Annotated in this window: 13 protein-coding genes; 8 read left to right on the top strand and 5 right to left on the bottom strand. The window is 42.7% G+C overall.

Features of this window, described 5'->3' with window-relative positions; genetic code table 11:
• Positions 1-155 precede the first annotated feature (155 nt).
• The gene (locus tag IQ230_RS04730) at positions 156-374 is read left to right on the top strand and encodes a hypothetical protein (RefSeq protein WP_193930908.1); all 219 of its coding nucleotides are present in this window, start codon (positions 156-158) and stop codon (positions 372-374) included.
• Positions 375-436: 62 nt separating this feature from the next.
• Here IQ230_RS04730 and IQ230_RS04725 read toward each other — a convergent pair whose 3' ends face one another.
• Positions 437-3,106: a DUF3536 domain-containing protein gene (locus IQ230_RS04725; protein ID WP_193930907.1), complete on the bottom strand. Its 2,670-nt coding sequence runs from the start codon at positions 3,104-3,106 to the stop codon at positions 437-439.
• Positions 3,107-3,667: 561 nt separating this feature from the next.
• Here IQ230_RS04725 and cax point away from each other — a divergent pair.
• A complete protein-coding gene (cax, locus tag IQ230_RS04720; RefSeq protein WP_193930906.1) occupies positions 3,668-4,756 on the top strand; it encodes a calcium/proton exchanger in 1,089 nt (362 codons plus the stop codon).
• A 64-nt stretch (positions 4,757-4,820) separates the two neighbouring features.
• Here cax and IQ230_RS04715 read toward each other — a convergent pair whose 3' ends face one another.
• The 3 genes from IQ230_RS04715 to IQ230_RS04705 all read right to left on the bottom strand — a co-directional run bounded on the left by IQ230_RS04715 (position 4,821) and on the right by IQ230_RS04705 (position 9,811).
• Positions 4,821-7,241, bottom strand: coding sequence for a sucrose synthase (locus IQ230_RS04715; protein ID WP_193930905.1), 2,421 nt, complete (start codon positions 7,239-7,241; stop codon positions 4,821-4,823).
• A gap of 311 nt (positions 7,242-7,552) precedes the next feature.
• Positions 7,553-9,076, bottom strand: a complete 1,524-nt coding sequence (locus IQ230_RS04710; RefSeq protein WP_193930904.1) for a carboxypeptidase M32 — start codon at positions 9,074-9,076, stop codon at positions 7,553-7,555.
• 75 nt (positions 9,077-9,151) lie between these two features.
• Complete coding sequence (locus IQ230_RS04705) at positions 9,152-9,811, bottom strand: riboflavin synthase (RefSeq protein WP_193930903.1); 660 nt, start codon at positions 9,809-9,811, stop codon at positions 9,152-9,154.
• 401 nt (positions 9,812-10,212) lie between these two features.
• Between IQ230_RS04705 and IQ230_RS04700 the strand changes: the two genes are divergently transcribed.
• Both IQ230_RS04700 and IQ230_RS04695 read left to right on the top strand, forming a co-directional pair.
• Entirely contained in the window at positions 10,213-10,713 is a 501-nt protein-coding gene (locus IQ230_RS04700) for a bifunctional nuclease family protein (protein ID WP_193930902.1), read from the top strand.
• A 183-nt stretch (positions 10,714-10,896) separates the two neighbouring features.
• Entirely contained in the window at positions 10,897-12,015 is a 1,119-nt protein-coding gene (locus IQ230_RS04695; protein ID WP_193930901.1) for an aldo/keto reductase, read from the top strand.
• An 11-nt stretch (positions 12,016-12,026) separates the two neighbouring features.
• On the opposite strand, the gene IQ230_RS04690 is transcribed toward IQ230_RS04695, so the two are convergent.
• Complete coding sequence (locus IQ230_RS04690) at positions 12,027-14,750, bottom strand: GAF domain-containing protein (protein ID WP_228054585.1); 2,724 nt, start codon at positions 14,748-14,750, stop codon at positions 12,027-12,029.
• A gap of 562 nt (positions 14,751-15,312) precedes the next feature.
• On the opposite strand from IQ230_RS04690, the gene IQ230_RS04685 reads away from it, so the two are divergent.
• The 4 genes from IQ230_RS04685 to IQ230_RS04670 all read left to right on the top strand — a co-directional run bounded on the left by IQ230_RS04685 (position 15,313) and on the right by IQ230_RS04670 (position 20,005).
• Complete coding sequence (locus IQ230_RS04685; RefSeq protein WP_193930900.1) at positions 15,313-16,422, top strand: aromatic ring-hydroxylating dioxygenase subunit alpha; 1,110 nt, start codon at positions 15,313-15,315, stop codon at positions 16,420-16,422.
• A 143-nt stretch (positions 16,423-16,565) separates the two neighbouring features.
• On the top strand, positions 16,566-17,846 hold the full coding sequence (locus IQ230_RS04680) for an aminotransferase class I/II-fold pyridoxal phosphate-dependent enzyme (protein WP_193930899.1): 1,281 nt from the start codon (positions 16,566-16,568) through the stop codon (positions 17,844-17,846).
• Positions 17,847-17,888: 42 nt separating this feature from the next.
• Entirely contained in the window at positions 17,889-19,037 is a 1,149-nt protein-coding gene (locus IQ230_RS04675; protein WP_193930898.1) for a hypothetical protein, read from the top strand.
• On the top strand, positions 19,034-20,005 hold the full coding sequence (locus IQ230_RS04670) for an NAD-dependent epimerase/dehydratase family protein (RefSeq protein ID WP_193930897.1): 972 nt from the start codon (positions 19,034-19,036) through the stop codon (positions 20,003-20,005). Before IQ230_RS04675 ends, IQ230_RS04670 begins: the two co-directional genes overlap by 4 nt.
• Positions 20,006-20,015 lie beyond the last annotated feature (10 nt).

The raw sequence follows: 20,015 nt of genomic DNA, 5'->3' as shown, positions 1-20,015 counted from the left end.
GCCAGCTTCTGCTTAACTTCTTCAACGCTCTGGTGGGCTACAACTCGACTGACTCTTGCCATAACAGTGCTCGTTTCTCGGTTAACTGCACCCTACCCTAATTGTTCTTTAGAACGCAAGTTCGTATCAGTAACCAAATTAAAACTCAACAACTCATGAAAAATCACCTGCAAATGCTCTTACGCATTGCAATTATCATTGTGCTACTCGTTGCAGCCTTTCCGTGGTTATATGAGATGAAATCAAAAGCTGGTATTGATATTATTCCCCAAGTTCACTTTGGAAGTGTAATAGAGAAATACACCAAAGGCATCGTTAAATGTGAGTGGCTTTACCCTTATTATTGTCACAGCGATCGCGCAAAAAATGCTTGATAAGAAAAAAGCAGAGGGAGACTTATCCAAGCTCATTATCTCCCTTACTTTTTACGACAACGCTAGGCAAGTTGATGCAACCAAGCACTCACATCTACCCCTAACTTTTGTCCTAACTTAAGTAATGGACGCAAGTAACCGAATTGTACTTGATTGAAGTTTTCATCTTCTCCTTGTGCTTGCAGCGCATCCATACACAAAGGCACAATCTGACTATGGAAACAACTAAAATACAACTCTTGCGCCCGTTCTAACGACCAACCCAGTTGTAACTGATAAGCTGTGTCAATCAAGCGTTCCAAGTATTGTACATCTACTTCAACTGTTGCAGGATTCGTATCATACAGTAATTGCCAGAGCGATCGCACAATTAACTGTTCTAAAATTTGCTTACCTTCAGGAATATTCAACCGACAGTGTAAATGCTGCGCTTCTGTCGCAATCGCTTGCAGTTCGAGTAGATAATTACTACTTTCTTGTACTCCACTTGTGTCAGATAGCGATCGCAATGTATTCAAACAGCGATTTCCTAGGGCAATTTCTGCTGCGACTTGTAATTCTTGCGGTACTGCCAATTCATCGCGATGGAACGCCATTAAAACACCATAGTTATCGCGGTAAACCTGCGTATACAACTGATCTAAGCGCGTCAGCGTTTCCTGACTCAACAACCGCATAATTCTGTGCCGTTCTTCGGCAAATAGATGCTGTAAACCAAACGACTGATCTCCAAACATCTTTGACATTGCCACAATTGTCTGCGCTGCACTTGCTTGTTGCAACGCTTCAAACGATTTATCTTTCATCTGGCTATAAGCACGACGCCCATTAAAAGGCTGAATGCAGCAATGGAAATCCCAACCCCCCAAATGCAACACCGCAAACACTAAATGTTCGCTTTCCCAAGTAATTTCTGAAATCAGTCGCAACTGTCCTACTGCTAGCGTTAACGCCCCCATACTTTGCAACTGATAGTCTAATTGTTGGGCAGTATAGCAATAAACGTGCTGCTGGGAAGAATACCGAATATTACAAGAAGGTACAGCAAAGCCATTATTTTGACTGCGCTCTAGTTTATGATTGCCAAACAACGAAGTAATTGCATACTGCGCCGCGACTTGCTGAAAACTAATTTGGGCAGAAACAACTAAGTGTCGATAAACTTCACCACCGTGTTTAAAAAAGTCAACATTACTGGGTGCTTGCGTCAGTCGTTTAATAAATCCCTTTTCTAACTGTACTCCAGCAACATCTCCAGCTAGTTCTAATGCCCGCGCAGCATAGCGCAGAATTTGTGTTCCCTCTGGACGCGAAATTTCTTCAAAAAACCAACCGCAACTCGTATACATCAACAACGTATGACGCTGCATTTCTAATAAGCGTAAAGCGTCAATTTGTTCCGATGCGCTCAGTTTGCGAGTTTGATGGCGACACAGAAAACGATTAATATTTGCAAAAGAGCGATCGCGGATGACTTGAATATATTCATCTCTTGCACCCCAGGGATCGCGGAAAAACTGTCTACCAGCTTCCTCGTATACCTTAATTAACTGATCCCGCAGCCAGTCTAAAGCTTGGCGCAAAGGACGCCGCCATTTTTGATGCCATACGCCACCTTCACCACCGCAACCACAATCGTCTTGCCAGCGATTGACACCATGCGCGCAACTCCACGCTGTCACTGGCTTGAGTTCAACTTCCCACGTTGGAGTATTCAAACTGAGGTAATGAGCAAAATTCGTTACTGTCCACTCGCGGCGGGGAAATTCTTCAACAAACGCATACGCCAAAGTTTTCTCAGTTCCACCTTTGTGATGACCAAACGTTTCTCCATCAGTCGCAACTGAAATTAACTGCGCGGGACGGTGATCTCCGCGTACTGCCGAACCAATACGTCCAGCTAGATGCTGTGAATTAAATAAGACATCACTAAATCCCATATCTCGCGAGATAGGACCATCATAGAAAAAGATATCAATATAACGAGTATCCGGTGTAACTTCCTCGCTTTCCTTTAAATAACAACGATAAGGACGAGTTGGATCAATTTGACCTCCACCGACTTCATGCCATTGTGTTACTGGTTGTTCATCTGTGGGGATCGTGCGACAACGTTGTGCCTGCGAAGGTGCAAGAATGATAAACTTGATGCCTTCTGCTACCAATGCTTCCAAGGTTGCATAATCAACAGCCGTTTCTGCTAACCACATACCTTCGGGATCGCGTCCAAATCGCGAACGAAAGTCTGCTTTACCCCAACGAATTTGTGTATATTTATCCCGCGTATTCGCAAGCGGCATAATAATGTGGTTGTATGCTTGTGCGATCGCATTACCGTGACCATGAAGGCGATCGCCACTCTTACGATCAGCTTCTAGAATTCGCTGATACACTTCGACATCATAACGTTCCAACCAAGACATTAACGTCGGTCCAACGTTAAAGCTCATATACTCGTAATTATTAACGATCCCCACGATCTCGCCCCGTTCATTCAGCACCCTAGCGAAAGCGTTCGGACGATAGCATTCGTGGTGAATGCGTTCATTCCAATCGTGGAATGGTGATGCACTTGGTTGACGTTCAATTGCGTCAAGATAAGGATTTTCCCGTGGCGGCTGATAGAAGTGACCGTGGACGGTAACGTAAACACCTGTAGCTGTTTGAAGAGGACTTGGCGTAGCAGCCGTTTTAACGCCTTGATCCCCAGCTATTTGAGAAGAAGCAACCATGTAATACTATCCAAATTCAATATGAAGGGAAACCTGATGCCATACTCAATGCCACAACATCAGAAAATTTCGATACTCAAGTTAGCATTCAGGCTAAAAAGAAGATTTAGAACCTGGGCAATTGTTGCGGTGGTTCAGTGTGTCCTTAGCAATCATTGTATTTTATTAACCCAGACAAGAGTATTGCCTCACTCCAGAGGTCTAAATCCGCAACAAACCTCTACAATCCCCATTAAACTCTAGAAATTGCCTGAATTTAAGGCTTTCTTAATGTTTTAACAATCAGACTTTGCCTTGCTAAATAAACCTTCATATTTGGTTACAACCGACATAAAAACTTAACAGGTATAGCAGGGGTCAGAGTTCAGGAACTAGAGATATCTTCTCAACCAAGAGTCAAAGTCAGTGTCCCTCTCAAAGTTTATCTCATTGTGCACCTGAAGCCCCCTTGCTCTTCTACTTGCCCATCCCTGATCCTTCCAAGAAGCGAGTATCCTAGAGTCGAGTTACAGCGATCGCGCGTTGACTGTCTGTAACGATTACCCTTGCTCAAAGTTGAAAATGTCAGTTAAAAATATTCTGTTTTCAGTTCTGCTGCTATTCGTGCCAATTTCCTTTGCAGCACACTTTTTAGAATGGGGTGAGTTAGCAGTTTTTATCATCTCTGGACTTGCAATTTTGCCATTAGCTGCGTGGATGGGTACTGCTACTGAAGAAATTGCTGTGGTGGTAGGACCACTTCTAGGAGGATTACTCAATGCCACATTTGGTAATGCAACTGAACTGATCATTGCGTTAATTGCTTTGAGATCAGGTCTTGTTGATGTTGTCAAAGCAAGCATTACAGGCTCAATCATCGGTAATTTACTCTTAGTCATGGGGCTTTCGATGCTACTTGGTGGTTTACGCCACAAAGAACAAGAATTTCAACCTGTTGTTGCGCGAGTCAACGCAGCCTCTATGAACTTAGCTGTTATTGCCATTTTGGTACCAACCACAGTTGACATTACTTCAAGTGGAATTAGCGAAACTACAATCCAGAACCTTTCGATTGCAGTCGCTGTGGTGTTGATGTTGGTATACGCACTCACGCTGCTTTTTTCGATGAAAACGCATTCTTATCTCTACGATGTGGGTGTTGCAGAAACTGAATCAGAAGCGCATACCGAGAAGCCCAATTTGTGGTTGTGGGTTGGAGTTTTATTCGCAGCAACAGTGCTAGTTGCAATCGAATCAGAGTTTTTAGTTGATTCCCTCGAAGTTGCTACATCACAACTAGGACTAACTGCACTGTTCACGGGGGTCATAGTCGTTCCTATTATTGGAAACGCAGCAGAACACACTACTGCAGTCACAGTAGCTGTGAAAAATAAAATGGATCTTTCGCTTTCTGTCGCTGTGGGATCAAGTCTACAAATTGCGCTATTTGTTGCCCCAGTTTTAGTGTTAGTTGGTTGGATATTCGGTCAACCAATGGATTTAGACTTCAACCCATTTGAACTTGTCGCTGTTGCTGTATCAGTCCTTATCGCCAATTCCATCAGTTCTGACGGTCGTTCTAATTGGCTAGAAGGTACATTACTCCTTGCAACCTACACAGTACTGGGACTTGCTTTCTACTTCCACCCCATCATCGACGGTATCGGCTAAAGGTTAAAAGGCTAGTGGTGATTGGGTGTAGTCTAATCACTACCCACTAGCCACTAGTCACTCTCTAACGATACATATGCTGATCTAGCAGTTGTTGCGCTTTGGGCTTGTAAATCAGATAAAATATCGCTTCAAGGTAACGCAATAAATCTTCGCGGTTTTCCTTAGAAGTAAAGTTCCAGAAACCGTAGATTCTTGCTAGAGATAGCAACCTTGTTGTGTGAATTTTCCAGGTGTAGGTACTGTAAACTCGATCCATTGCTCTTGTAGAAATCTCGTACCAATAGTTAGGGTTTTGTTCACACTTACTGACAAAATCAAGGATTTTCTCTGCAGTTCCCTCTAAATGTGTGGGGTTAATGTAAAAACCATTCACTTTATCGTGAATAATTTCCAAAGGACCGCCAAACTGCGTTGCAAACGTTGGTAATCCCGAAATCATTGCTTCTAGAATCGTCAAACCAAACGCTTCAAACAAAGCTGGTTGAACAAAAATTCCTTGATGATCGGCAATCACGCGATAAATTTCACCAGAGTCAGTTTTAGAAAGCCTTACTCCTAACCAACGGAACTTACCATGTAGATTGTATTGGTCAATGATTCCGTAAAGCTTCTCAATTTCGTCACGTTCTTCGTTGTCGCCTGACTCTTCTACACGCAACTTACCTGCAACTAAGATCAAATTGCAATGTTCTTGTAATTCTGGACTCTTACCGAAGCATTCTGCTAGACCAGTGAGGTTTTTAATGCGGTCGAGACGCGCCATTGAGAAAATTGGGCGCTTGGTAGGATCGTCAAGTTTACCGAAAATTTGACTGGGATCTTCTTGGGTAAATAACAACTCTTCCATGCGATTGCGATCGCTTTCAGTGCGATCGTCCCAACGCGAGTACGGGAAGTAGTATGTCTCGTTAACTCCAGGAGGTACTACGTTGAACTTGGGACTAAATAACTCAATGCCACTGACAACGTGATACAACTCTGGCATTGTAAAACATTTGTATGACTCGTACTGTCCTACACTATCAGGTGTCCCGACAATTTCTTGATACGTACTGCTGATGATAAAATTAGCCGCATTCATTGCAATCAAATCAGCGGTGAACTGTAGGGAAAAATGGTATTTATCTTCTAAGTCTTGCCAGTACAAGTTACTAAATAAGTACTTCGACTTTTCTAAGGCGTGAGCAATATTACACTGCGTTACCTTCATGCGGCGAGCAAGTAAAAATGCTACCAGATTGCCATCGGTGTAGTTGCCAATAATTAAATCTGGATTACCGCGTAACTCGGAACGCAGTTCCTTTTCAGAATCAATCGCAAAGGTTTCTAAATAAGGCCAAAACTCAAAGCGCGAAATCCAGTTTTGCGTCATTTTAGGATTAAATTCGCGTAACGGTACGCGCAAAATCCAAGCATTCTCTGTGCCATAGACTTTTTCTAGACGCTGGTTACACAAAGTTCCATCGCTATTTGGAATCAATCGGCTGAGGATAATCACTTTTGGCTGGACGTTGAGAACATCTAATCCAGCAAGTGTCGTATCTTCTTGTAACTGTTTTTCTAAACTTCTTGCTTGGTCAAGGACATAAACAACTTGACCACCAGTGTCAGGTCTTCCTAAAACGCCCTCTTGACCAAACCAACCGTGGGCGGACACTAACACGATCTTAAACACCATAGGAATACGAGAAATGAAAGCTTCCAGTGTTTGGTGGTCTGGAGAGTCAATCAATTCATCGAGGATCTCTAAAGTTTCTGCAACTCGACCTGCAGTATTCCCCCAACCAGGCTCAAAGCCCATCGTTTGCAGGGCGTAGCGAAACTTCTCGTAAGGTTCTTCGTTATCTAGTTTACCGACATAGGTTAACGCTTTTTTGATCTGATCTGAAAGTTGTTGCTGTGACCGTATTTGTCCGTTAATCAGCAGTTGGCTACCTTCGTATTGATGCAAACGCAGGAAGTCAAACAAACTCTCTAGCCATTGCCGTGGATCTTGGAAAAGTTTACTCGATAAATAACGGTTAAGATATTGTACGCCTTTACCAATATTTTTTGGATCGCGAATCGCAGGGGAGTAATCGTAAAATGGCTGAAAATCAAGTTCTAAAATATCGCCTTCATTAGGATGGTAACGATTTACAAAGCGATCGCGCACATCCAAAAGTTCCTGTACTGTTAGTTCTTCAGCGTTAAGATCTTCAGTTAACCGATAAACTTCTTGACTGGCAATTTTTGGGCGAATGATCAAGCACAGATTACCATCTTCTTGTAGAATTTCTTGAGTATAGTAGATCAATTTACTCAAGTTAGAAGACAAAATAAAATCTCCTGATTTTTGATGCTTCTCACAATAATCTGCATAGGCACTCAGAATATCGTTACGTAATAAATAACGCTTTTCCTGATGGCGAATTTCACTAATAAACGAGCGTAGATCGCTTTTCTCTTCACTATTGATAACAGCTTGGATTAACTCCGACATGAGCATTCCCTACATTGAAACATTACCTTTATAGCAACTAAATGAAAAAATTTTCAGCTTGTTTCTTATCCAAACTTGAAAAATAATGCGATCGCCTGCCCCTCTACAACACCACAATCAATGAGACTTTTTAGTAGTACAAATGTTTCTCTCAATTTTTACTTTTGCAACTGATACTATTCGCGATACTGAGTAACATAAGCTACTTTGTATAACATTATTTTCTAGTATTAATTCAGAAAATAGGCGAAATAACTTAATTAAGATTTCGCCTACATTCCACTGTAATGTGACTGGTACTGAAAGACTTGTTACAAAGAGTACAATTCACCGAATTTACGGCGTATATAAAGAATAAACGGTTCAATACTTAACATTTTTCCTGTTGCACGTTCTACAATTTCTGCTGCAGTATACTTACGTCCATGTAGATAAATATTTGCTTTCAACCAATTATGCAATGTATCAAAATTACCTTGCTCAATTTCGGTAGAAATTTGAGGATGAGTGTGTAAAGCAGCTTGGAAAAATTGTGCACTCATCAAGTTACCTAGCGTGTAACCTTGAAACATTCCTCCAATCATGCCACCGTACCAATGGACATCCTGTAAAACGCCATTGCTGTCATTAGGAGGCACGATACCTAAGTCAATACGATAGCGCTCATTCCAAGCCTCAGGTAAATCGCGTACCGCTAAAGTTCCTTCGAGGAGTTGTAACTCTAGGTCAAAGCGAATCATCACATGAAGATTATATGTAACTTCATCCGCATCAGTCCGAATGAGCGATCGCTCTACCTTATTAATCGCCCGATAAAATGTCTCTAAGGGAACATCACGCATCTGAGTAGGAAACTGCGATTGTAGTTGTGGATAGAAAAACCGCCAAAAATGACGGCTACGTCCCACCATGTTTTCCCATAACCGCGATTGACTTTCATGCACTCCCGAAGAAGTTCCACCCGCTAAAGGAGTGGCTTCAAAATCACGATTCACCCCTTGCTCGTATAATGCATGACCCGTTTCATGAATTGTACTAAATAGTCCTTCATTCAAGTCATTTTCACGAATCCGCGTCGTAATTCGCACATCTCCAGTGGAGAACTTCGTCATGAACGGATGCAACGTTTTATCTTGTCGCCCACGTTGAAAGTCGTAACCGAGTTTTTCAATCACCTTCAAGCTAAACGCGATCTGTTCGGCTTCAGGAAAATGCTGATGCAAACACGAAGCATCAGTAGCAGATTGCGCGGAAATAGCTTCCACGATTGGGACAAGTTGCTGGCGTAGTTGGGCAAAAAGATCTCTAACACTCGTTGCTTTCATACCATAATCGGCTTCCTCAATAAGAGGATCGGCAATATGTTCGTAGCCAGGAAAGAAATTAGCCAGTTCCCGACTGAGTTCCAGCGTTTTTTCTAGATAGGGATGAATAGTAGCAAAATCATTCGCACTCCGCGCTTTTGCCCATACTTCATAAGTTTCCGTAGAATGTTGAGAAAATCTTGCGGTAAAGTCAGCAGGAATTTTAACGGCGCGTTCGTAATCGCGGCGAGTTACGCGAATTAAGCTTGCTTCATCTGAATCAGCAGGTAAACTTGATTCATACGAGCTTAAATCTTCTAGAAGTTGCCCAATTGTAGGGGCAATAAATTTTGTATGGGCAATGTGTCTTAGTGTTGCAAGTTGACGCCCCCGCGCAGCTGCACCTCCAGGTGGCATGTATGTTGCTTGATCCCAGTAAAGCAGTGATGCAGCTGACTCAAGGTCATTGATTTCACTTAAACGGGTTTTTAGTTCTTGTAGTTTGGGATGGGTTTTTTCCAGCGTCTGCATAAGTTAAATAATGATGTTTATTTTCTATTTTCTCTAGTGTGCCGCAGACCGGAAATATGCGATCGCCACTTTGTCCTACAAGTACCCATGTTCTGCTAAAAAGGTGGGTGACACAGTATCAGGAGCAGCTACACTACGATCGCCCCCCGATTGAATTAACTTCTCCACGTATTTGCCTAAAATATCTCCTTCTAAATTTACCCAATCCCCAATGTGGAGATATTGCAAGTTCGTTTCAGCATAAGACAGTGGAATGACCGCGACCTTAAATAAATTGATTGCTGGATTCCAGTCCGCAATTGTTAAGCTAACACCGTTAACAGCAATACTGCCTTTGGGCACAATATAACGAGCGATCGCATCCGGTGCAGTAAATGCCATTTCCCACGAAGTCGCAGTTTGCTCAACAGTTTGCAAACACCCTACACCATCAACATGACCCATGACAAAATGTCCGCCTAATTTGCTCCCAACACGTAATGCTGTTTCGAGATTGACAAGGCGATCAAATTGTTGACCAACTGTTGTGCGTCGCAGTGTTTCTGGAGATGCAGTTGCGACAAAACCTTGCGGTAACACATCTGTAACGGTCAAACACACGCCATCTACAGCGACACTATCACCCGCGGCAAGATCCTGTAGAATAGCGTCACTACTGTTGCGACAAGTAATTGAAAAGCGATCGCCTCCCAACGGTCGCACTGTTCCTAAGGCTTGAATTAACCCTGTAAACATAGTTTTTATCAAAAAATGTTAATTGTGAAAACGAATATGAATAAAGCAAGTATAAATTTTGACAAGTTGTTTAAAATGCAAGCGAAAATGAACATAGCTTAAAGGCTAGAAATGGATAGCAACTAGCAATTATCTTGCGTTCACTCACTGCTTTTCTATCACCTTACCTCACTTATATATTGTCAAAGTTAGTTTAATCTATCTACATCAATATCAGGGCATACTTGGGATAAGTACATCTTTAACTTATCCGTGCTGGTATGACTTAGCAGAGTATTGCTACCTAATTTCTCTATAAGTAGGGCAATTAGTGCTGTGGCAGCCAAAAATAGAAGTATATAGATAGACATTTATGTGTTTCCTTCTGACTGCTATGACCAAGGATTCTAGAGGCTACGCCAATGATTGAAATGAGAGTCGCTGGCATTGCAATAGATGCCGTAAACCGCAGCCCCATCGTGCTTTTGAAAGATGGTCAAGAGCGCCGTGCTTTACCAATTTACATCAACCAAGATCAGGCAAAAGCAATTATTGGTGCATTGGAAAATCAAAAGCCTCCACGTCCTCTAACGCATGATTTAATCACTAATATTTTGGAAGCGTGGGGCATGACTTTAGAGCGGATTGTGATTAATGCAATTCAAGATGGTACCTTTTATGCACTGCTGACAGTTCGCCAGGGTGAGGTCAAAAAAGAGATCGATGCCCGTCCAAGCGACGCGATCGCGATCGCGCTTCGCACTAATAGCCCTATTTGGGTGATGGAAGAAGTTGTGGCTGATGCCTCGATTCCAGTTGATCGCGACGCGGATGAAGCTGAACAAGAAGCTTTCCGTGAATTCCTTGCCAATCTCCGCCCCGAAGATTTAATTAAGGGCGGAGGCTTTATGGGCGAAAGTTAGAAAAAGCAGAGGAGTAGCGGGTAGTTGCGTAGTTGGGTAGGAGGGTAGGAGGGTATGAGGGAAAAAGCAATTAAATTTCTCAATCTCGCCCACTTGCCAACTCTACAACGCTCCCACTCTCCCACTAGCCACTAGCCACTAATTACTCACCCCTCACCCCTCACTCCTCACCCCTTGGTTAAAATGCGCTATCGCCGCTTTGGCAAAACAAACCTAAATTTGTCTGTGTTCTCCTTGGGAACGATGCGCTATCTGGCTTCTGAGGAAAACGCAAGACAAACAGTATATCAAGCAGTGTTGCAAGGTGTTAATCACTTAGAAACTGCCAGAGGTTACGGAAAAAGTGAGCAGTATCTAGGTGCAGCAATTAAAGCTGGACTACCAAAAACGCGATCGCAATTACACATTACCACCAAAATTGCCCCAACACTTGATGCAGATAGCATGCAGCGAGCTATAGATGAATCACTCGCACGTTTAGGGTTAGATTATTTAGATTGTCTTGCACTTCATGGCATCAATACTTGGGAACATCTCAAATTCATTTCAGGTTGTATGCCAGCAGTCCATCAGGCTATTGCCGATGGTAGAGTACGTCATGTTGGCTTTTCTACCCATGCACCGTTAGAGATTGTTTTAGCGGCAGTCAGTACAGATTTGTTTGAATTTGTCAATCTGCATTATTACTATTTTTTTCAACGCAACGCAGCGGCGATCGCACTTGCAGCGCAAAAAGACATGGGAGTTTTTATTATTTCACCAGCTGATAAAGGGGGACTACTCTACACACCATCCCCAAAATTACAAGCGTTGTGTCAACCTTTTTCCCCGCTAGAGTTAAACTATCGCTTTTTACTTCAAGATCCTCGCATCACCACTTTAAGTGTAGGCGCAGCAAGCGCAACAGAACTGACAGCACCTTTAAGGGTGAGCGATCGCACAGAGGCTTTAACACCAGAAGAAATTGCTGTATTACAGCGTTTGGAGACTCAAAAAGATACTTTAGGCAGCGATCGCTGTAGCCAATGCTATGAATGTTTACCTTGTCCTGAGACGATTCATATTCCTGAGGTTTTGCGCCTGCGTAATCTTGCTATTGCTTACGATATGGTTGAATACGGCAAATATCGTTATGGAATGTTTGAAAATGCCGGACACTGGTTTCCTGGAATGAAAGCAAACCGTTGTACTGAGTGCGGAGATTGTCTGCCACGTTGTCCAGAACAGCTTAATATTCCTACCTTATTACAAGACTCTCACAATAGACTCAACGGACGTGAAGGACGGCGCTTGTGGGATTAAGTCGTTAATAGCTACTTCACAAGTTGGGCGATCGCTTTAACTAACTCTTCTGGTTCGACGGGCTTAGCAAGGTGTTTTTGAAAGCCAGCTGCAAGGATTTGTTGATGGTTCGTTTCACCAGCATACGCAGTAAGTGCGATCGCTGCAATCTCACTACCTTCTGCTTGAGGAAGCGATCGCAGTGTCCGAATTAATGTATAACCATCCATTTCGGGCATTCCAATATCACTTAAGAGAATATCAGTTTGGTTCTGCGTAAATATCTCAATAGCTTCTGTAGCAGAAGCAACAGCGCACACGGTAGCTCCATACTCTTCAAGGACAAATACAATCAAATCACGAGTGTCTTCTTCATCATCAACAACGAGTACCTTAATTCCTTGAAGCGTTGGAATATGTTCATCGCTTGTCTGCTGCTCGCAGCTTGGCGTTGCGACAGAACCCAAAGGAAGTATTACTTTAAAGATTGCCCCTTGTCCTGCCCCTTGACTTTCTGCCTGGACTGTGCCACCGTGTAGCTCTACCAAGTAACGCACGATTGCTAGTCCTAGTCCTAAACCGCCAAAAGATCTTGTTGTTGTGCTATCTGCTTGGCGAAAATAATCAAATACAAAAGGTAAGAACTCAGGATCAATGCCTCTACCAGTATCACTGACGCAAATTCGAGCAAAACTTTGATTTTGATCTCGTAAAGAGTTTTGAATTAAATATTCGGCATCTGACTCAGAATTCAAATCTGAGAACACACCGTCCAACTTAACCTCTACTCGTCCACCTACAGGCGTAAACTTCACAGCATTTGAAAGCAGATTCCAAACAACTTGCTGCAAGCGATTCGCATCTCCCCATACTTGGATCAATTCAAAATCTGTTATTAGCTCAATTGCTTTAGCTTCTGCTGCTAGGCGTACTGTTTCAATCGCAGCTGTAATTACAGTAGCAAGGTCTACAGAAGTGATATTTAAGCTAAGTTTACCACGGAGAATCCGCGATACATCGAGTAAGTCTTCGATCAGTTGTGACTGTAACTTTGCGTTGCGTTCAATGGTTTCCAATGCATAGTGAGTTTTTGTGGCGTCAAAATTATGTGTTAACAGTAGCTTTGACCAACCTAAGATTGGATTAAGTGGCGATCGCAATTCGTGAGAAAGTACCGCAAGAAATTCATCTTTGAGCCGATTTGCCGTTTCCGCTTGGGTACGTGCTTGTTGTTCAGCTGCGTATAACCTAGCATTTTCAACAGCTACCGACGCCATCTGAGCTAACTGCACAATAATTGCTTCATCTTCTTCAGTAAACTCGCCAATATACTTATCAGACAACTGAATTAAGCCAATGTTATGTCCATCGCGTCCAGTTAGTGGTGCTGCTAGCCAACCTCGCATCGGCGGATGTTCCGCCGCGTGTATTCCAAATCCTTGCCAGCGAGGATGTACTTCTAGTTCAGCTTGCGTCATTCGCATGGGACAATTTATATGACAAACACACGCATAAATTCCTGAGCCATCCGGTTTCTGATTATAACTGCGCCATTGTGCGTACTTTTGAGAAAGCGAAACAGTATTAATTGCCTGTGCCCAGTTTTGATTCACAGTCATGCTTGTAACCGACTGATGCGTGCCGATAATGCTACGTGCCTGTTCTGTAATCACTTGTAGCACTTCTTCCACCGAAAGTGCTGAGTTAATTGCAAGTGCTGCCTCAGTTAATCCATGTAACTGTCTGGCATAGTGTCGTTCGCGGTTGAGTAGGTGGGTGCGCTCTAATTCTGCGGTTGCGCGTGTTGCAAAGATAGTCAAAAGCGGTTGTGCTAAATAAATGTTTTCTAGCGGTTTGCAAGCCATAATTCCCAGCAATCCTAGCACTCTGCCAGCAGAATCTAACAGCGGAGTCGCAAAATAGCTGTCAACCTTCATCTGTGCTAGTAAATAATTATCAGGAAACTCTGCTTGAATATTACGTGGATAGCAGCAGGGCTTTTTGAGTTGAATGACGTGTTGGCAAGGTGTATTGAGCAAAGAATACTCAATATTGTCGGTAATTTCATTTTGAGCGTAGATAGCGATCGTCCTGATTGTCTGTTTCTCCTCTTGCTCGACTAATTCACCAACAAATGCATACTCTACTCCTAATGCTTGAGTTAAATGTTTAACTAGTGAAGTAAAAAATGCTTCCCCTGTTGCAGCCGAAACTCCCTCAGTCACTTCTAACAAGGCAGTATCCATTTGAGAGACTTTATGGGCAGCAAAGCGCAACTCTAATTCATCAACAACAATCGCAGCTAGGTCAGCAAGGGTTGCTTGCTGTTGCAGATTAAAATCGTGACGTGGCTTGTTGTCAACTAAACAGATTGTGCCTAAATTAAAGCCATCATTAGTTATAAGCGGAGCACCTGCATAAAAGCGAATTCCTGATTCGCATAAGGCAAAATCTTTGCAAGCAAATCGCGGATCTTCTCTAGTGTCTGGAACTACAAAAACTTCATTAGATAAGACAGCGATACTACAAATCGTATCTTGGCGAGAAATCTGCTGTGAATCAAAGCCATAGGAAGATTTAAACCAAGCACGAAACTCATCTACAAAGGAAACTAAGGCAACAGGTACATTGAACAATCGTGCTGCCAAGGCTGTGATGCGATCAAATGATTCTTCTGGGGGCGTATCAAGGATCTTGTAGCGACGTAGTGCTTCTATGCGCTCTGATTCATTATGCGGTAGGGGAGCAGATGTCAAAATACCTCCAGAAGACGCACCTAAGCAGAAAGTGGCTTACCTAATACAAAACTTGGTTTTTGTACCACTAGACTTTATTACTGTGATGATATTAACTTACTGCTCCAGTGTTCGTAAATACTCAGCCTGACGTGCTTTCAAGCACTTTAGCTATTTCTTGCGTGTCCAGTAAATATGCTTAAAACACCTTGCACAAAACTGACTTTGCAATAAGATGAGTCAAATTGATAGGCATCAGTATCAACCAACTGATCAATTCCTTCACATCACTAAATTTTCATGCACCTTGTGATGTCTCTCGCACTCCTGCTAGGTAAAAACTCAAATTTTTTTATGACCTGGTATAAGTAAGTTGCCACATTTGCTCATTATCTGGAATCAAGACTGCGATCGCGTTTTGTATTTCATTGAAATCTTAACAATCAATCGAATCTTTAGAAGTCACGCCTTATGAATAAGTTGAGTTGTTTTTCCAGCAATGTTGTAAATAATCCAAAACTGATTGACTTTCAGTCAGCGAGAGGCTAAATATTGTCACATACACAGCCAACAGCACTCGTCTATGGAACTGGCGACAACACTCACAAGCCACACTGTGCAAAATGCTGTCCGTGAGGTAGGAATTAACCCGAATCACTGGTATGCGGTAGGTTGGGCAAATCAACTCAAGCCTGGAGAAATTATATCTGTCGTCATCTGGCAGCAGGCGATCGCCATTTACCGCGATATCAACGGTCAACTGCATGCACTAGAAGATTTTTGTCCGCACAAAGGCATTGCTTTACACAAAGGTAAAGTCCACGGCTGTAACCTTGCTTGCGCTTACCACGGCTGGGAATTTGATGGTGAAGGAAGTTGTGTAAAAATTCCTTACTTACCAGAAAAACAAAAGTTACCGCGTGCAATCGTTCGCAGTTATCCCATTCAAGAAAAATATAATTTAATTTGGATTTTTCCTGGGGAACCAAAGCTGGCTGCATCTTGTCAAATTCCCCATATTCCAGAGTTTTCCGAAAATGAGTGGTTAGTAGTCCCAATTTCTGCTCATTTTCAAGCACATTTTTCTATCTGCAACGAAAACACGATGGATGTGTTTCATGGATTTTTGCATCAGGGATTACAAGGCTGGTTCGATCCAGTTTTAATTAGTCTTAAAGAAACTGAAACTTCCGTTCGCGCTGAATACAACGTTTCCTACAAAGGACACATGGCAAAGTTTCTTGGTTTAAGCGATCGCGCCGATACTGTAACTACGTTGCCCATTACAGTAGAGTATCGCTATCCACACTATGCCACTTCACTCCAAGGAGTCTCTTCTTTGTACTTGATGCGCTTACCGATAGATCGCAATGAAAGTCGCTCATTTGCTCTATTCTTTTTCAAAGTCCGCCTCCCACAATGGGTACTAGACCCTGTCAAACCATTACTAATACCTCTACTTCAGCGCTTTGTATTATCTAAGTTTCTGGCGCAAGACATTGAAATGATCGAAAGCGAGCAACGTAACTATCTCGTGAATCCTCAACGCAGATATGTAGAAATTAATCCAGCAATTATTGCTATTCAACGACTAATTATCCGGCAATATGAACAATTTATGCAAAAATCTATACAATCGTCCCTACAACGTCAGGAGAAAGAATCAATTACCAATCTTACTAACGGTTCTTAACAATTTATTCATAAAAACTATTATTTTTTGTCCTATGCTACGGTTTTTTAAACCTGGATAGCGTTAACTACCTAACCAAAGGCAATATTTTCTTAACTCAAACAGGATAAGCTATCTGGGATAAAGGTGAGGGGAGTAGATTAGTGCAAGTTATTAAAGAATACGTTCAGCGGTGGTACGAAAGCGGACTCGATCCCGACGAGTACATTTGTCATCATAAGCAAGGTAATCTTGTTGAGATTTCTGATGCAGACACAGGTGAGAGACAAACAGTTCTTACTTTCTGTACAAATGACGTTTTAGGACTCGTACAATGCGAGGCGGTTAAACAAGCTGCGATTGATGCAATCCTTCAGTATGGCACATCAAATAGTTCTACATCAGTTTTAAGTGGGCGCATCACGTTACATCAACAGTTAGAAGAAGAAATATCTGCATTCAAGCATTTACCGCATACACAGTTATTTCTTAATGCGTGGATGGCAATGCAAGCAATGATGGATGCATTTTGTCACCTCGCAATTCCAGTACCAGGATTTCAAAACACCCGTGAAACGCTAATTCTCACCGATGTGCTGAATCATGGCTGTATTGTTTCTGCCGTTGTCAATGCAGGGACTCGTTCAGGGAAAGTGTTTAGTCACAGCCCGCAAGTGCGCGTCAAAGCTTACCGTCATTGCGATATGGAGGACTTGCGGCGTAAGTTACAGCGCTATGCTCGACCAGGCGATCGCATTCTAGTCGTCTCTGATGCAGTATTCTCAATGGATGGCGATATTGCCCCACTACCTGATATGCTCAACGTGCTCCACCACTATGAAGGGAGTGTCCTATTAATGGATGAAGCTCATGCTAGCGGTGCATTAGGAGCTACAGGACGTGGGATTTATGAGCATTTTGGTATTTTACCCTCGCAGGCAATTGAACGCGGCGTAGTCCCACTAATTATGACGACTTTCTCTAAATTTGCTGCCTCAGCAGGAGCCGCAATTAGCACTCATGTTGCTGAGTTAAAACCACTCCTGAACGTGTCGCCAACGTCAATTGGCACAATTTCACTCTCACCACCCTTAACAGCTGCAGCATTAGAAAGTCTTCGCCAAGTACGCCAACGCCCTGAATTGGTGCAGAAACTGCAAGACAATACGCAATATTTGCGATCGCGTCTTACAGAGCATGATTTTGTGGCGCTCGGTGAAACAAATGTTGTTCCTGTTATCTTACAATCTGAAATCAATCCGAAAATCTTTGCTCGGCAATTGATGCATAACTATGGGCTATGGGTATCTCCAATCTGGTTTATTGCTAAACCCCGTTTGCGAATCACTGTCAATGCTTTGCATTCGCGTGAGGAGATGGATCGCTTAGTTGCAGGTATGGTAGCTACCAGAGATCTATTCTATAAACCAACGCTCAGTGCTTAATATTTTTGGCTGTTGACCTGCTCATTGCTAGGTGAAATCAAAGTGCTTACAAAATCAATAAATTTTCAGGTTCGTGCTGTAACAACTCCAGAAGATAGAGAAACCTTTTTGGATGTGCCAGCAAAGATATATGCCAACAATCGGTATTGGATACCACCAATTCGCAGTAGTATTGCGAAGGAATTTACTTCCGATTATCCTTTCTCTCAGTATGGAAAACTGCAACAGTTTGTTGCCCTATCCCAAGACACAGAAAACCCTCAACCTTTAGGTAGAATTGTCGCCGCAGTCAATCAGCGCTTGATTGAACGCGAAGGTGAAAGTATTGGGTTAATTGGTTATTTTGAATGCGTTCCAGATTTTGAAGTGGCTCAGGCACTACTAACATCAGCAAGTGAGTGGTTGCGGGAGCAAGGTATGACAAGAGTTAGAGGACCTATTGATTTATCGACGCATAACCGTTGCTTCTTTTTAGTCGATGGCTTCGACTCGCCACCTTTAGTGATGATGCCATATAATCCGCCATACTACCCAGAGTTTATTGAACGTGATGGATGGCACAAAGCAAAAGATGCATACGCATATGATTTTCCCTTAGATAAACCTTTGCCTAAAGAGTTTGAAAAAGCGCATCGCGTTGCTTGTAAGTCCGGTGTTAATTTTCGTCCGCTTAGAACCAAGGGAGAAGGTTTTGAGAAAGATGCGATCGCCATCTATCACATATTCACTCGTGCGTTTGCGCATAGCTGGAGTTCTACACCCCGCAGCGAAGCCGAATTCCTGGAAGAAGCCAAAGAGTTACAAAGCATTGTCGATCCTGATGTGTTCCCAATCGCAGAATATAACGGCGAGATGATCGGCTTTTTCATGGGTTTACCTGATTACAACATTCCCTTGAAGCACGTCAACGGTAAATTAAACTGGTTGGGCATTCTTAAGTTCCTGTGGTATCGTCGTCAAATTGATCAAGGGCGAGTGATTACAATTTGCTCGCTGCCAGAGTATCGTTTGAAAATGGTACCTTTGGCTTTAATTTATTTGGGAATGCAAGGAGGAATTCAAAAAGGAAAACCTTATAAACGTGCGGAATTATCTTGGGTGTACGAAGACAACTACCCATCGCGTAAACTGATTGAAGCTGCAGGTGGCAAAATATATAAAACGTATCGTATTTACGAAAAAGCCCTATGAAGGCACTTGTCACAGGAAGCAATGGCTTTACTGGTTCTCACTTAGTTCAAGCTTTAGAACAACGTGGCGCACAAGTTGTGGGTTTAGTACGTAAGTCAAGTAACTTATCCCGTTTAGCCGATTCTAAGTTGCAACTAGTCTACGGTGACATTACTGATCGCACAGCTTTGCAAAGTGCAATGCAAGGTGTTGATACGGTATTTCATACTGCTGCCTATGTTGAACTAGGGTTAGTTGATGACAACAAAATGCAGCGCGTTAATGTTGAAGGAACCCGCGCAGTGATGGAAGTTGCCCAAGCATCAGGGGTACCAAAAATTGTTTATTGCAGTACGATTGGTATTTTTGGCGATACCAAAGGTGAAGCGATTGATGAGACATTTCAACGCCGACAAACTGATTTTTCCTCCGCATACGATCGCACAAAATACGAAGCACAGCAAATAGTCGATAAATTTGCCTCTCAAGGTCTTTCTGTAGTTAGCATTTTACCATCAGGAATTTTTGGTGCAGACGATCCGCATTTTGGTCCAGTGTTGCAGCAATTTCTCAAAGGTCGCTTAAAGCTATGGGCAGGAGGCGATCGCATTACAGGAATTGTTCATGTTGATGACTTAGTTGATGCGATGCTGCTAGCTGCTGAAAAAGGTATTCCAGGAGAACACTATATTATTTCGGCTGGAGAACTTTCTACGCGGGAAATGTTTGAGTTTCTGAGTCAACAAACCGGAATATCTGTTCCTAAAGAAGCACCAAAATCTGTTGTTCAGCTAGCAGGAAATATTCTCGATCCCATCGGGCGTGTATTAAAATGGCAACCACCTTTAAGTCGCGAACGCGTTCACTACATTTACGATCGCTGTGTCCGTGTTGATGCAACCAAAGCCCGTCAACAATTAGGTTGGCAACCGCGTTCAGTTGAAGAAACTTTATCAGAAATTGTGAAAACACTCCAACAATCACAATAGAATGCAGTCT

This window comes from Gloeocapsopsis crepidinum LEGE 06123 (genome assembly GCF_015207655.1).
Classification (GTDB): Bacteria; Cyanobacteriota; Cyanobacteriia; order Cyanobacteriales; family Chroococcidiopsidaceae; genus Gloeocapsopsis; species Gloeocapsopsis crepidinum.
This window is presented reverse-complemented; position numbering and strand designations above follow the sequence as displayed.